This window comes from Sphaerimonospora thailandensis, assembly GCF_016863115.1.
GTDB classification, from domain to species: domain Bacteria; phylum Actinomycetota; class Actinomycetes; order Streptosporangiales; family Streptosporangiaceae; genus Sphaerimonospora; species Sphaerimonospora cavernae.
Window position 1 is genome coordinate 18572 of the sequence record NZ_BOOG01000038.1, and the last position, 13556, is coordinate 32127.

A 13556-nucleotide genomic window follows, 5' to 3' on the forward strand; every position below is an offset into this window, starting at 1 on the left:
TGATTTACCAATGCTCCGGATCATTCATCCGGCCTTGTGCGGTAAGCCGTACAAGTGTGGGTAGTGCCCCGTGGATTCCCCGTCATGGCGAAGACCCACGGACGCGTACTAAGGGATCTCGATCACCTGAGAGGCGTAGGTGAGACCGGCGCCGAAGCCGAGCAGCAGCGCGAGGCCACCCGACGGCACCTCACCGCGCTCGATCATCCGCGACAGCGCGAGCGGGATCGACGCGGCCGAGGTGTTGCCGGCGAGGACGATGTCCCGGGCGATGACCGCGTTGACCGCGCCGATCCTGCGGGCGATCGCCTCGATGATCCGCAGGTTCGCCTGATGCGGGACGAAGGCCGCCAGCTCGGCGGGGTCGACACCGGCCCGCTCGCACGCCAGTGCGGCCACCGGGTGAAGTGCGGTGGTGGCCCAGCGGAACACGGACTGGCCCTCCTGGTACAGGAAGGAGTGCCGGTTCTCGATGGCGATCACGTCGGCCTTGTCGCCGGCGCTGCCCCACACGACGGGCCCGATGCCGGGCGTGTCGGACGGGCCGACGACGGCGGCGCCCGCGCCGTCGGCGAAGATGACGGCGGTGGCCCGGTCGTCCCAGTCGATCCACTGGCTGAGCTTCTCGGTGCCGACGACCAGCACGTGCGTCGCCGAACCGGCCCGGATGGCGTCACTGGCCGCGGCCAGCGCGTAGCAGAACCCGGCGCATGCCGCGTTCACGTCGAACGCGCCGGGGGCCTGGATGCCGAGCCGGTGGGCGACCCGGCCCGCCGCGTTGGGGATCGGCGCCTCCATCGTGCACGTGGCCACGATGACCAGGTCGATGTCGGCGCTGGACAGGCCGCTCGCGGCCAGGGCCTTGCCGCCCGCCTGGACGGCGATGTCGATCTCCGACTCGTGCGGCCCCGCGATGCGGCGTTCCTGGATGCCGACGCGGCTTCGGATCCACTCGTCGTTGGTGTCCATCCGCTTGGACAGGTCGTCGTTGGTCACGACCTCGGCGGGCTGGTAGCCGCCGAACGCGAGCACCTTCGCGCCCGGGGAGCCTTGGCTGAGCCTCACTTGAGCACCTCTCGGGCGGTCTCCAGATGGTCCGGGGTCTTCAGGGCCACGGTCTTCACACCGGGCAGGCCACGCCGGGCCAGGCCGGTCAGTGTGCCGCCGGGCAGCAGTTCGACCATCGCGGTCACGCCGCGCTCGGCCATGGTCGCCATGCAGGCGTCCCACCGTACCGGGTTGGCGACCTGACCGACGAGCCGGTCGACGAACTCGGCGCCCGTGGCGACGGCCACGCCGTCCGCGTTGGACAGCACCGTGATCTCCGGGTCGCGGGGTGTGAGGCCGGCGGCCTCGTCCCGCAGGTGGTCGACGGCCGGGGCCATGTGCACGGTGTGGAAGGCCCCCGCGACCGACAGCGGGCGCAGGCGCGCCCCGGGCGGCGGCGCCGCTTTGAAGGCTTCGATCTGCTCCAGTGTGCCGCCCGCCACGATCTGGCCGGCGCCGTTGATGTTCGCGGGGGTGAGCCCCTGCGCGTCGATCGCGGCGAGGACCTCGTCCTCGGTCCCGCCCAGCACCGCGAGCATCCCGGTCTCGGTCACCGAGGCGGCCTTGGCCATCGCCCGGCCGCGCTCCCGCACCAGGCCGAGGGCCTCCTCCGGGGCCAGCACTCCGGCGATCGCCGCCGCGGCCAGCTCTCCCACGCTGTGTCCGGCGACGAGGTCGGGCCGCACGCCCAGCGCCTCGTAGGACGCCAGGGCGGACGCCACCAGCAGGGGCTGCGCGACGGCCGTGTCCCGGATCTCGTCGGCGTCGGCGGTCGTCCCGTACGCGACGAGGTCGAGCTCCACTATGTCGGACCAGGCGGACAGCCGGTCGCGGAATCCGGGGAGTTCGAGCCACGGAGTCAGGAAACCTGGGGTCTGGGCGCCTTGGCCCGGAGCGACGATGACGAGCACGAGTCCACCCTGCCCTGTAGGAGTTCGCCACACTGATGGTGATCCGAACGAACTTTGCCGCCGAGAGTTTGTGCGGTCCCTACAGTTTCGGTGTCGCCGAGGTTACGGCAGCCCGGAAGGGCTCGCGGACACCCACTAGCCGACCGACAGACGGCCGAGGATGAGCCCCACCTGGAGGGTGAACGCCGAGCGTCCCTCGGTGGGCTGGTACCCGGTGAGTTCGGTGATCTTCCGTAGTCGATATCTGACCGTGTTGGGGTGAACGAACAGCAGCCGCGCGGTGGCCTCGAGCGAGGTCCCCTGCTCCAGGTAGGTGGCCAGCGTGTCGAGCAGCGGCGTCCCGGCGAGCGGTTTGTAGACGTTCTCCACGAGCTGGGCCCTGGCGTCATCGTCCCCGTCCAGGGCCCGCTCGGCCAGCAGGTCCTCGGCGAGCACCGGCCGCGGCGCGTCCGGCCAGGCCGAGGCGGCGCGCAGACCCGCGATGGCGGCGCGGGCCGAGCTGGCCGCCGCGTGCAGATCGGAGACCTCGGGGCCGATGACGATCGGTCCGGGTCCGAAGCGCGGCACGACGAGCCGGGCGGCGTCCTTGATGCTGTCGGCTCCTCCCACGATCACGATCAGCCGGTCGCCCTGCACACCGGCGAGCAACTCGTGCCCGACGCGGCGGCCCTTGTCACGTAGCCCGTCGATGATGCTCTGCGGGTCATCGTCGGAGGTGTGGCCCGCGAAGACCACGACGGGCGCGGACGTCCAGCCGAGCGCCGCCGCCCACGAGTGCAGGCCGTCGTCGACCTGGCCGCGGACGAGCGCGTCCACGATGAGCGCCTCCAGCCGGGCGTCCCAGGAGCCCCGCGCCTCGGCCTCTCTGGCGTACACCTGGGCGGCGGCGAACGCCACGTCCCGGGTGTAGCGGAGCATCGCGTTGCGGAGCAGGTCCGCGCCGCCGGGCGCGGCCAGATCGTCCACCTGTGCCTCCACCACCTCGACCACGATGCGGACCAGGTCGACGGTCTGCTGGAGCGACACGCTGCGCTTGAGCTCCCGCGGGGCCGTTCCGAAGAACTCGATGCTCGGCGTCGGCCGCCCCGCGCCGGCGTGCCCGAACCACTCCACGAACGCCGCTATGCCCGCCTGGGCGACCAGGCCGACCCATGACCTGTCCTCCGCGGACAGCGCGCGGTACCAGGCGAGCCGCTCCTCCATGCGGGTCATCGCCGCTGTGCCAAGGCTGCCCATCGCGCGATCCAGCCGCCGCGCCGTGTCCTCCCGGATCTTGTCGCCGATCCGATCTGTGCCCCGCTCACTCACGCCCTCTAGCGTGCCAGGTCATCGTTGTGGTCGCGCTTTCCGCACCGCGCTTTCCGTACCGGGCTTTCCGCACCGCGCTTTCCCGCATGTGCGGCCCCGCGGCCCGGCATGGCTCCGTACGGCGGAGCCGTACGCGGGTCAGATGACCGCGACGGCGGTGATGAGGCCGATCACGAAACGGGTGACCGACAGCAGGATCGCCGCAGGCTGCAGGGCGGGCTCGCGGACGAGCTCCCGGACGGAGAACCCGGTGACCTTGTCGAAGGCGAACATGCAGAGCGTCTGCGCGGCGATGCCGACCAGGCCGAACACCAGCGTGACGAGCAGTCCCTCGCGCAACGCCCCGCCGGAGGACCAGATGGACGCCGCGACGATGAGGCCGACGCCCGCCACGCCCGAGGCGGCGACCACGGTCGCGTTCGGGTTGCGGTCGGTGCGGATCACCTTGCTGAGCCGGCCGGGTGTGGCGAGGTCGACCACGTAGAACCCGGCGACCAGCAGCAGCACCCCCAAGATCGCATAAGCCATGATCGCCAGTGCGCCGTTGCCGAGCACCTCGGCGAGGGTGATGGTGTCAGCGGTGTTCATGCCGGAGTTCATGCCGGTGTTCACAGGGACCTTCAATCGTGGATTCGGTGGGGGACGAAAGAGGAGGTGTCGTCGGTGATGAGGCCGGAGGTCTCGCGGATGCCGAGCCCGGCGGACTCGTCGCCGACCATCCAGGCGCCGAGCACCGGATGCCAGCCGTCGAAGTCGGGGAGCGGGGCGAACTCCTGGTGGACATAGCCCTCCGCGCCGTACCCGCCCTCGGTGCTCACCTCGACGCCGGGCGCGACGATGCGCATGGACGCCCCTTCGCGGCCGAGTAGCGGCTTGCTGATGTAGCCGGAACCGTCGGCCAGCTCGCGCGGGCCGTCGAGGTAGGCGGGAAGCAGGTTCGGATGCCCCGGATACAGCTCCCACAGGATCGCCAGCAACGCCTTGTTGGACAGCAGCATCTTCCACAGGGGTTCGATCCAGGCCATCGACACCTGCTGGGCGAGGGCGTGCCGCCCGAACGGCTCGGCGACGATCCACTCCCACGGATACAGCTTGCACAGCGTCCTGACGACCCGCTGCTCCATGTCCACGAAGCGCCGGTTGAGCACGTCCCAGCCGATGTCCTCCATCGCGATGGCGACCGTGGCCAGACCGGACTGCTCCGCGGTCTCCTGCAGGTACCCGATCGTCATCGCCTCCTCGCCCGTCTCGTCGGCGCTGGTCCAGCCGAAGTGGACCGGGCCGGTCGGCAGCGTGAACGACTTCCAGCGGTCGATCAGCCGCTCGTGCAGGGAGTTCCACTGGTCGTCGCCGGGATGGACGTCCTGCAGCCAGAACCACTGCACGACCGAGCTCTCGACCAGGCTCGTCGGGGTGTCGGCGTTGTACTCCAACAGCTTGACCGGGCCGGTCCCGTCGTAGTGCAGATCGAACCTTCCGTACATGTGCGGGTCTCGCCGCCGCCACGACTCGGCGACGGCCGTACGGCAGGCCGGCGAGATGGCGAGGTCGGCGAAGCGGTTCTCGGCGACTATGTGGTCGGCCGCCGCCAGGCACATCCTGTGCAGTTCCTCGACCTGGGCCTCCAGCTCCAGCACCTCGTCCATCGTGAACACGTAGTGGACGCTCTCGTCCCAGTACGGCCTGGCCAGGCCCTCCGGGTGGGCGGAGCGGTGGAAGGCGAGCCCCTGCGACTCCACGATGGCAGACCAGCCTTCGCGAGCCTGAGACGTCTCCCTGCGCATCCGTCAGCCCCCGCCGCCGGAGTGGAAGCCGAACCCGCCGCGCTGGATGACCCGGCCGGACCTGCTCGTGATCCGCGAGTCGGGCGGCCGGGCCGTGGTGCCGCTCCGGACCCGGTCTCCGACGCGGTTCCCGCCGTAATACCAACGGTAGGCGCCGTGTGTCCCGTGGTAGTGGCCGTCGTCATCGCAGTAGTCGTCATCGATGACTGCGTAGGACCCATCCGGCTGGGTGCTGGACATGTCGACGCAGTCGGCGTCGACATCCTCGCTCTCCTGCGCCGCGCAGAACCCGACTACCAGGACCGAGAGCACCCCCAGAGCGCCCAGCTTGACCACGGTGGACGACTTCGGGCCCTGCCTCGGCGGTGGCGGTGGCGGTGGCGGCGGTGGCGGCGGGGTACGCTCCGGGTCGGCCATCGGGCTCCTGATGTCAGAATTCGGGCAAGGGCACAGCCGACAGTCCGATCGACTATGTCCGGCTAAAGGTTACCTATGCGGTGATGACGGTGTGACGGGCGAGATAGGGGATGCAGGGATTTCATTCCTGGATCTTCGGCGTAGTTTCGAATCATGGAACGCCGTGACGCGCTGGTGGAGGAGATCCGGAACGGCGGACGCCTGTCCGCCCGGCAGTTGGCGTCCCGGCTCGGGGTCAGCAAGAGCACCATCCTGCGCGACGTGGCGAAGCTCCGGGAATCGGGCGTGCCCATCCGGCTTGGCCGGGCCGGGTATGCGCTGGACGGACCCGAGGCGGTGCGGCGGGAGATCGACCGCGCGCTGCTCGACCGGCGGGTACTGCGGATCGAGTACCGGGGCTCCGATGGCGCCTCGACCTCCAGGGAGGTCGAGCCGAGCATCTGCCTGGGGGGCCGGGGCGGTCGCTGGTACCTGGTCGCCTGGTGCCGGCTGCGTGACGACGTACGCGTCTTCCGGCTCGATCGGATCGTGTCGGCCGCCATCACCGACGAGCGCCACCCGGAGCCGGAACAGGGCCCCCTGGAGATGCTCGCCGGGATCGCGGAAGGCTGACGGTCAGGCCGGGCCGGTGTCGACGGGGCGGTGTCACGCACCAGGCGGGCGCTGCTCCAGTCGGCGGCGCAGTTCGGCGATCTCCTGTTCGAGCGCCGCCACCGACGGGGGCTGAGCCCCTGCCTGCGGATTGACGGGCTGCGGATTGACGGGCTGCGGATTGACGGGCTGCGGATAGCCGGCCTGCGAGTTGAGCGGCTGGGGATTGAGAGGCTGCGGGTAGCCGGGCTGGGGCATCGCGGGAGAAGCCTGCGGGTTCCCCGGCTGCGGGTAGTTGGGCTGGAAACCGGGCTCCACGTGCTGGGGCTGCTGCGGTTGCTGCTGCGATCCCTGGGCGTTCTGCTGCTGCCACGCCTGGTTCCCCTGCTGCCAGTCCTGGGCGGGAGCGTTCGTCTGCTGCCACGCCTGGTTCGTCTGCTGCCAGCCCTGAGCGGTCGCCTGCGATGGTGTCTGGACGGCTGCCGCCTGCGGCCCGGCCTTGCGGCGACGCAGCATCAGCACCGCCACCACGACGCCCGCGACCACGACGAGACCGCCCGCGCCGATCGCGATCCATACCCAAAGCGGCTGCGGGGTCTCGTCCTTGCCCGACGAGATGGCCTGCTGGGAGTCGGTGATGTACTTCGCGACGTACGGATGGTTCGGGTGTAGCGCCTGGACCTCCCGGAACTTGGGCAGCGCGTTCTTGTAGTGCCGCAGGAAGAAGTCGTTCAGCGCCTCGTCGTACTTGGTGGTGGTCAGCGACTGCGCCGGCTTGATGTTCTTCTCGTTCAGCTTCTCCATGATGATCGAGACCGGCAGCACGAAGCTCTCGCTCTCCGACGCCTCACCGCCCTCGCTGACGGTCCCGGCGATCAGCATGCCGATCACCTTGCCGTCCTTGCTGAACACCGGCCCGCCCGAGTTGCCGTGGTACGACGGCGCCTGCGTCTGGATGTACGGCACGCCCTCCTGCGTGGTCCGCTTCGCGTTGTACGGCCCCTCGGTCAGCGCGGGTTCGAGCTTGGACTCGAGGCTGAAGAACGGGGTGTTCGTCACCAGGCCGGGGAACCCGCTGATGTAGAGCGTGCTGCCGGTCTGGACGTCGGAGTCGTCGCCGAGCGGGACCGTCGGAAGGTTCTGCTGGCCGTTGACCTTGAGCAGTGCGAAGTCCTTGCCCGGGTAGTTCTCGCCCACCGACACCAGCTCGGCCGGGACCGGCTTGGCCGTCTTGTCCACGCCGCCGCCCGGCAGGCTCTGCACCACCGAAAGGCTCTTGTTCAGGCCTCGGATCTGCAGATGGCCGCTGTTGAAGTTCACGTACACCTGCTGGGCGAGCTGGATCAGCTCGGCGTCCGCCTCGATGCCGCGCAGCCCCTTGATGATCTCTTTGGCGTCCTGCTTGTTGAGCTTTGCCAGGGCCTGCTGGGCGAACACTTCGGTGAGCTCCCGGTCGCTCATCTGGACGCAGTGCGCACCGGTGACCATGTAGCCGTCCGGGGTCACCCACCAGCCGGTGCACAGTCCGCCGACCTCGGCCTTGACCTTGCGTTCCGGGCCGGTCGGCTTGAGGTAGCGGTCGACGTCGGCGGCCATCCGCTGGAACAGGTACTTGGCGATGCTCCGCTCGTCGGAGGAGATCTTGCCGTCGAGCACGGCCGCGGTCGCCTGCTGGACGAGTTCGTTGAACGGCCCCTCCTTGATCGTGCCGGTCGGGACGACGACCTGGCCCGAGTAGGTCAGGCTGGTGAGCTGCACGGCCGGATGGGTGCGCGCGGCCAGGCGGGTTCCGACGGAGACGTCGTCGCCGGGTTCGGCCGACGCGGGGGAGGCGGGAGACGCGGCGAGTGCCGCCAGGGCGACCGCGGCGGCGGTCAGCGTCCCACGTATGCGATATTTCCTAAATCTTCCATTCACGTACGCAATAGTGCACTTGTAGTCTTGTCTGTTACTTGGGACTGACTTGAATCGTTCCATGCCGCCTGACCAGGCGGTACGCCATGCCGTACGGGCCATATGCGTGGAAGGGGCGGCGCCGGATCCCGGCACCGCCCCTTCCGATCGGGTCGATCAGACGCCCATCGACTGGGTGTCGTTGGTCTCGGGCGTGGCCCGCCCGGCGACCTCGGTCACGCCGTTCTTCAGGTGGTAGCGGGAGACGGCCTCGTGAAGCACCTCGGACCTGAGCTCGCCCCGCTTCACAAGCTGGGTGAGCACCGCCAGGGTGATCGAGGCCGCGTCCACGTGGAAGTGGCGGCGCAGCGCCGAGCGGGTGTCGGACAGGCCGAACCCGTCGGTGCCCAGCGAGGTCCAGTCACCCGGCACCCATTGGGCGATCTGGTCCGGCACGGCCCGCATGAAGTCGCTGACGCCGACGAACGGTCCGTGGGCCCCGGACAGCTTCGCCGCGACGTACGGCAGGCGCGGCTCGGCGTCGGGGTTGAGCAGGTTGTGCTCCTCGGCGGCGAGCGCGTCCCTGCGCAGCTCCGACCAGGAGGTGGCCGACCAGACGGCGGCCGACACCCCCCAGTCCTCGGCGAGCAGCCGCTGCGCCTCCAGCGCCCACAGGCCTGCCACACCGGAGGCCAGGATGTTCGCCTTCGGCCCGCCGCCGGCGGTGTCGGCGGCGGGGGCGTAGAGGTACAGGCCCTTGAGGATGCCCTCGACGTCGACGCCCTCGGGTTCGGCCGGCTGCTGGTAGGGCTCGTTGTAGACGGTCAGGTAGTAGAAGACGTTCTCCGAGTCCTCCCCGTACATTCGGCGCAGGCCGTCCTTGACGATGTGCGCGATCTCGAACGCCCAGGTCGGGTCGTAGACCACGCAGGCCGGGTTGGCCGAGGCGAGCAGCGGGCTCTGGCCGTCCTCGTGCTGCAGGCCCTCGCCGTTCAGCGTGGTGCGACCGGCGGTGGCGCCGAGCAGGAAGCCGCGGCCCATCTGGTCGCCGAGCTGCCACATCTGGTCGCCGGTCCGCTGGAACCCGAACATCGAGTAGAAGATGTAGACCGGGATCATGTGCTCGCCGTGCGTGGCGTACGCGGAGCCGACGGCGGTGACCGAGGCCACCGAACCCGCCTCGGTGATGCCCTCGTGCAGGATCTGCCCCTCGGCCGACTCCTTGTAGGACAGCAGCAGCTCGCGGTCGACCGCCTCGTAGGTCTGCCCGTGCGGAGAGTAGATCTTGGCGGTCGGGAACATCGCGTCCACGCCGAACGTGCGGGCCTCGTCCGGGATGACCGGCACGAACCGGGCACCGATCTCCGGGTCCCGCGCGAGGTCCTTGAGTAGGCGGACGAACGCCATCGTGGTCGCCACGTTCTGCTTGCCGGAGCCCTTGCGCAGCCCGGCGTAGACCGGGTCGCCGGGGAGCTTGAGCGGCTTGGCGCGCACCACCCGTCTGGGGAGGTAGCCACCGAGCGCCGCCCGGCGCTCCTTCATGTAGGCGACCTCCTCGTTGTCCTCGCCGGGGTGGAAGTACGGCGGGAGATCGGCCTCGAGGTCCTTGTCCGGAATCGGGAGATAGAGCCGGTCGCGGAACTCCTTGAGCTCGGCCTTGCTCAGCTTCTTCATCTGATGGGTGGCGTTCCGGGCCTCGAAGTCCTTGCCCAGCGTCCAGCCCTTGATCGTCTGAGCGAGGATGACGGTCGGCTGGCCGACGTGCTCGCGGGCCGCCTTGAACGCGGCGTAGACCTTCCGGTAGTCGTGGCCGCCGCGCGACAGTCTGCGGATCTCGTCGTCCGACAGGTGCTCGACCATCTTACGCAGCCGGGGGTCGCCGCCGAAGAAGTGCTCGCGGATGTAGGCGCCGGACTCCACCGAGTAGGTCTGGAACTGCCCGTCGGGGGTGGTGTTCATCTGGTTGACCAGCACGCTGTCCACGTCGGCGGCGAGCAACGGGTCCCAGTCGCGGCCCCAGACGACCTTGATGACGTTCCAGCCGGCTCCGCGGAAGAACGACTCCAGTTCCTGAATGATCTTGCCGTTGCCGCGTACCGGCCCATCGAGCCGCTGCAGGTTGCAGTTGATCACGAAGGTGAGGTTGTCGAGCTCCTCGCGGGCGGCCACGCCGATCGCGCCGAGCGACTCGGGCTCGTCCATTTCGCCGTCGCCCAGGAAGCACCACACGTGGCTTCGGCTGGTGTCCTTGATCTTGCGGCTGAGCAGGTAGCGGTTGAACCGCGCCTGATAGATCGCGGAGATCGGGCCGAGACCCATGGAGACCGTCGGGAACTCCCAGAAGTCCGGCATGAGGCGCGGGTGGGGATAGGAGGGCAGGCCCTTGAACCCGTGCGACAGTTCCTGGCGGAACGCGTCGAGGTCGACGGTGGACAGCCGGCCCTCGAGGAACGCGCGGGCGTAGATGCCGGGGGACGCGTGGCCCTGGATGAAGACCTGGTCGCCCGATTCCCCGTGGTCCTTGCCGCGGAAGAAGTGGTTGAAGCCGACCTCGTAGAGCGACGCGGCGGAGGCGTAGGTGGCGATGTGGCCGCCGACGTTGGTCCGCGCGTTGGCCCGGTGCACCATGACCGCCGCGTTCCACCGGATGTAGGCCCGGATGCGGCGTTCGACGTACTCGTCCCCGGGGAACCAGGGCTCGTGCTCGGGCGGGATCGTGTTGATGTAGTCGGTGCTGCGCAGGCCCGGAACTCCGACCTGTCGTTCCCGGGCGCGTTCGAGCAGTCTGAGCATCAGATAGCGGGCGCGGGTGCGCCCCTCGGTCTTGATGACGTTGTCGAGCGATTCGAGCCATTCCTGGGTCTCGCTCGGATCGACATCAGGCAACTGGCTGGGTAGGCCGTCACTGATGATCGAAAAACGCTGGCGTCCGGAAGCCACTGGGTCTCGCCTTCCGAGATTGGACATGGTCACGTCGGTCTGATGGGTCTTGCCTGTGGGCTGCGTCCTGCCGGAACGCGGTGTCTGGTCGGGTGTCCTGTCGGGTGTTCTGGTCGTCTTCCATCCTGTCTCTTCGCACCGGAAAGTGCATCTCTACTCCTCGGTAACCAGCGGGTCTCCGCTGGCAGCGGATTTTCTCCGGAGTAGACCTCCAATCATAGGACGACTGGGATCTCCATGTTCATACCAGGGGGTGCGGCAGTCGGCCCCGCCCGTTTGGCCTGGTGAGGCATGCCCTCCCCGACCGCCTCGGTAACCACCCGCGCACCGGTGATCCCGCGGTGATCCGCCGGTAACGTTTTGGTATGAGTTGTCCCTTCCTCTGCCGGGAGAGGGGTTTCTCCTCCCCTCATCGGGCGATAGCCGTACCAGGCTCTGAGAGGAGGGATCGAGATGCACGCTGCGGTAGGCGACCGGCTCGTGGTGCACGGGACCGTCGTGGGGGAGCACGACAAACAGGGCGAGATCATCGAGGTGCGCGGACCCGGCGGTGAGCCGCCGTTCATGGTCCGCTTCGAGGATGGACACCAGGCGCTGGTGTACCCGGGCCCCGACGCGGTCGTCATCCCCGCTCGCGGAGGCTCGTAGTATCGCGCTGTGAAATCGAGGGAGATCGAGGTGCGCACCGGCTCACGCGAGCGGGTGCACGACCTGACCCAGGAGTGCGCCGATTTCGTGCGGGAGTGCGGGGGAGACGGCCTGCTGCACGTGTTCGTGCCGCACGCCACGGCGGGCATCGCGCTGATCGAGCTCGGCTCCGGCAGCGACGACGACCTGCTCGCGGCCCTGGGGGAACTGCTCCCGGCGGACGACCGGTGGCGGCACGCGCACGGGTCGCGCGGCCATGGCAGAGCACACGTCATGCCCGCGCTGATCCCCCCGTACGCCACGGTGCCGGTGCTCGACGGAAGGCTCGCGCTGGGGACGTGGCAGTCGGTCGCGTTGGTCGATCTGAACGTCGACAACCCGGACAGGCGCGTGCGTTTGTCATTTTTGTCCGATTAGCAGATAACGGTGCGGGTCCCTGGTCGTGGCGACCGTTGACGACGGTGGGTCGCAGCGTGTGGACTGTGCCGAAACATGGCTCTCCGGAGCTAGACAACCGCGAATATTGGCGGGGTCACCCGAGCAGGAGGGATGAACGTGAGCGCGACCGCGGGCCAGGCGCAAGGTGAGCGCGGCCTGGCCGAACGACTCGGCCTCAAGGCTGGTCAGGTGGTGCAGGAAGTCGGCTGGGACGAGGACTGCGACGAGGCGCTGCGCGAGTCCATCGAAGAGCTGACCGGCAACGAGCTGGTGGATGAGGACTACGACGAGGTGGTCGACGTGGTCCTGCTGTGGTGGCGCGACGGGGACGGGGACCTGTTCGACGCGCTCAGCGACGCGATGACCGCGCTCGCCGATGGAGGCCAGATCTGGCTGCTGACGCCCAAGGCGGGGCGTGACGGCCATGTCGAGCCCAGTGACATCGGAGAGGACGCGACCACCGCGGGGCTGTCTCAGACGAGCAGCATCAGCGCCGCCAGGGACTGGTCGGGGACGCGGCTCGTCGCGCCCAAGGCCCGTCGCTGAACATCCGGGGCCGCTGGGCGCTGTCCAGGTCTGATCTGCTGATCCGTTCCCCTGCCGTACGGCTCGGCCGTGCCGTACGGCAGGATGGTGCGCGGACCCGAACCGGGAAGGACTTGACTGCTCATGGCGGTGGAGGCGGTGGAGGCGATGGAAGCGGCGCGGATCGGCCGGCCGGCTCCCGGCTTCGAGCTCAAGGACCAGCACGGCACTCCGGTCAGGCTCGCCGATCACCGGGGGAGGAAGGTCGTGCTCGTCTTCTATCCCCTGGCGTTCAGCCGTGTCTGCCACGGCGAGCTGAGCGCCATCCGTGACGAGTTCGTCCCTTCGGCGCCCGAGGACGTCCAGGTGCTGGCGGTCTCGGTCGACTCGATGTTCGGCCAGCGCGCCTGGTCCGATCAGGAGGGCTTCACGTTCCCGATGCTGGCGGACTTCTGGCCGCACGGCGAGGTCGCCCGGGCGTACGGTGTGTTCGACGAGGAGAAGGGCGTCGCCCTCCGGGGCACGTTCATCATCGACGGCGAGGGCGTCGTACGGTGGAAGGTCGTCAACGAGATCGGGTCGGCGCGGGACGTCGACGAATACCGCAAGGCGTTGGCGCAGCTCTGATGTTTCCGCCCACTGGCTGGGCGCTGACATATCCCTACCTGTCCATCCCGATCTGCCTTCAGGGGAGGGGAGATGCCCTGCTACCGATGCGGGGCCCGGCAGACCGACCCCGTCCGCGGCGCCAGCCCGTGGAAGCGTGGGGTGCGCCACGAGGCGCAGGTCCTGGTCTGCCCGGACTGCCAACGCGCGCACGACCTCGATCTGGACACCTGCGCATCCTGCGGCTCCGTGGCGCTGATCTGCCGCCTCGGCGAGGTCGAGTGCCGCTCCTGCGGAGCCGTACGGCTCGCCCGGTCCAATGACCCGCTGGTCCCGGCGGGCCGGCCCGATCCGGCCGGCCGGCCGGGCTCTTCCGGCCAGACGAGCTCGCCCGGCCTGGCGGCCGAGGTGGAGGCCGCGCTCAACCGTGTCCTGGGCCGCTCGTGAG

General features: G+C 69.3%; 14 protein-coding genes. 6 read left to right on the forward strand and 8 right to left on the reverse strand.

Annotated elements, in window-relative coordinates:
* Nucleotides 1–108 precede the first annotated feature (108 nt).
* The 6 genes from Mth01_RS19600 to Mth01_RS19625 all read right to left on the reverse strand — a co-directional run bounded on the left by Mth01_RS19600 (nt 109) and on the right by Mth01_RS19625 (nt 5467).
* On the reverse strand, nt 109–1065 hold the full coding sequence (locus Mth01_RS19600; protein WP_204017354.1) for a beta-ketoacyl-ACP synthase III: 957 nt from the start codon (nt 1063–1065) through the stop codon (nt 109–111).
* Nucleotides 1062–1958: an ACP S-malonyltransferase gene (locus tag Mth01_RS19605; RefSeq protein ID WP_204017355.1), complete on the reverse strand. Its 897-nt coding sequence runs from the start codon at nt 1956–1958 to the stop codon at nt 1062–1064. The genes Mth01_RS19600 and Mth01_RS19605 overlap by 4 nt, the downstream gene beginning before the upstream one ends.
* A gap of 135 nt (nt 1959–2093) precedes the next feature.
* Complete coding sequence (locus Mth01_RS19610) at nt 2094–3194, reverse strand: PucR family transcriptional regulator (RefSeq protein WP_204017398.1); 1101 nt, start codon at nt 3192–3194, stop codon at nt 2094–2096.
* 210 nt (nt 3195–3404) lie between these two features.
* A complete protein-coding gene (locus Mth01_RS19615) occupies nt 3405–3854 on the reverse strand; it encodes a DUF350 domain-containing protein (protein WP_204017356.1) in 450 nt (149 codons plus the stop codon).
* Between the two features lie 32 nt (nt 3855–3886).
* Nucleotides 3887–5050, reverse strand: a complete 1164-nt coding sequence (locus tag Mth01_RS19620; RefSeq protein WP_204017357.1) for a glutathionylspermidine synthase family protein — start codon at nt 5048–5050, stop codon at nt 3887–3889.
* Between the two features lie 3 nt (nt 5051–5053).
* On the reverse strand, nt 5054–5467 hold the full coding sequence (locus Mth01_RS19625; protein ID WP_239089823.1) for a hypothetical protein: 414 nt from the start codon (nt 5465–5467) through the stop codon (nt 5054–5056).
* A gap of 153 nt (nt 5468–5620) precedes the next feature.
* Here Mth01_RS19625 and Mth01_RS19630 point away from each other — a divergent pair, with 153 nt between their 5' ends.
* Nucleotides 5621–6079 (forward strand): helix-turn-helix transcriptional regulator, encoded by a 459-nt coding sequence (locus Mth01_RS19630; protein ID WP_204017358.1) that lies wholly within the window; start codon nt 5621–5623, stop codon nt 6077–6079.
* A 33-nt stretch (nt 6080–6112) separates the two neighbouring features.
* Here Mth01_RS19630 and Mth01_RS19635 read toward each other — a convergent pair whose 3' ends face one another.
* Both Mth01_RS19635 and aceE read right to left on the reverse strand, forming a co-directional pair.
* Nucleotides 6113–7975, reverse strand: a complete 1863-nt coding sequence (locus tag Mth01_RS19635) for a S1 family peptidase (RefSeq protein WP_204017359.1) — start codon at nt 7973–7975, stop codon at nt 6113–6115.
* A 153-nt stretch (nt 7976–8128) separates the two neighbouring features.
* On the reverse strand, nt 8129–10891 hold the full coding sequence (aceE, locus tag Mth01_RS19640; protein WP_407695960.1) for a pyruvate dehydrogenase (acetyl-transferring), homodimeric type: 2763 nt from the start codon (nt 10889–10891) through the stop codon (nt 8129–8131).
* A 453-nt stretch (nt 10892–11344) separates the two neighbouring features.
* Between aceE and Mth01_RS19645 the strand changes: the two genes are divergently transcribed.
* The 5 genes from Mth01_RS19645 (at nt 11345) to Mth01_RS19665 (ending at nt 13555) form a co-directional block, all read left to right on the forward strand.
* A complete protein-coding gene (locus tag Mth01_RS19645; protein WP_204017360.1) occupies nt 11345–11539 on the forward strand; it encodes a DUF1918 domain-containing protein in 195 nt (64 codons plus the stop codon).
* Between the two features lie 9 nt (nt 11540–11548).
* Nucleotides 11549–11956 (forward strand): secondary thiamine-phosphate synthase enzyme YjbQ, encoded by a 408-nt coding sequence (locus Mth01_RS19650; protein WP_204017361.1) that lies wholly within the window; start codon nt 11549–11551, stop codon nt 11954–11956.
* Between the two features lie 138 nt (nt 11957–12094).
* Nucleotides 12095–12523, forward strand: a complete 429-nt coding sequence (locus Mth01_RS19655; RefSeq protein WP_204017362.1) for a DUF3052 domain-containing protein — start codon at nt 12095–12097, stop codon at nt 12521–12523.
* 123 nt (nt 12524–12646) lie between these two features.
* Nucleotides 12647–13129, forward strand: a complete 483-nt coding sequence (locus Mth01_RS19660) for a peroxiredoxin (RefSeq protein WP_239089824.1) — start codon at nt 12647–12649, stop codon at nt 13127–13129.
* Nucleotides 13130–13201: 72 nt separating this feature from the next.
* Nucleotides 13202–13555: a hypothetical protein gene (locus Mth01_RS19665; protein WP_204017363.1), complete on the forward strand. Its 354-nt coding sequence runs from the start codon at nt 13202–13204 to the stop codon at nt 13553–13555.
* The last annotated feature ends 1 nt before the right edge of the window (nt 13556 follow it).

Bases quoted from the DNA above. Each gene is read 5' to 3' on its own strand.
- Mth01_RS19610 (WP_204017398.1), bottom strand. From the start codon at position 3,194: ATGGGCAGCCTTGGCACAGCGGCGATGACCCGCATGGAGGAGCGGCTC.
- Mth01_RS19615 (WP_204017356.1), bottom strand. From the start codon at position 3,854: ATGAACACCGCTGACACCATCACCCTCGCCGAGGTGCTCGGCAACGGC.
- Mth01_RS19620 (WP_204017357.1), bottom strand. From the start codon at position 5,050: ATGCGCAGGGAGACGTCTCAGGCTCGCGAAGGCTGGTCTGCCATCGTG.
- Mth01_RS19625 (WP_239089823.1), bottom strand. From the start codon at position 5,467: ATGGCCGACCCGGAGCGTACCCCGCCGCCACCGCCGCCACCGCCACCG.
- Mth01_RS19630 (WP_204017358.1), top strand. From the start codon at position 5,621: ATGGAACGCCGTGACGCGCTGGTGGAGGAGATCCGGAACGGCGGACGC.
- Mth01_RS19645 (WP_204017360.1), top strand. From the start codon at position 11,345: ATGCACGCTGCGGTAGGCGACCGGCTCGTGGTGCACGGGACCGTCGTG.
- Mth01_RS19660 (WP_239089824.1), top strand. From the start codon at position 12,647: ATGGCGGTGGAGGCGGTGGAGGCGATGGAAGCGGCGCGGATCGGCCGG.
- Mth01_RS19665 (WP_204017363.1), top strand. From the start codon at position 13,202: ATGCCCTGCTACCGATGCGGGGCCCGGCAGACCGACCCCGTCCGCGGC.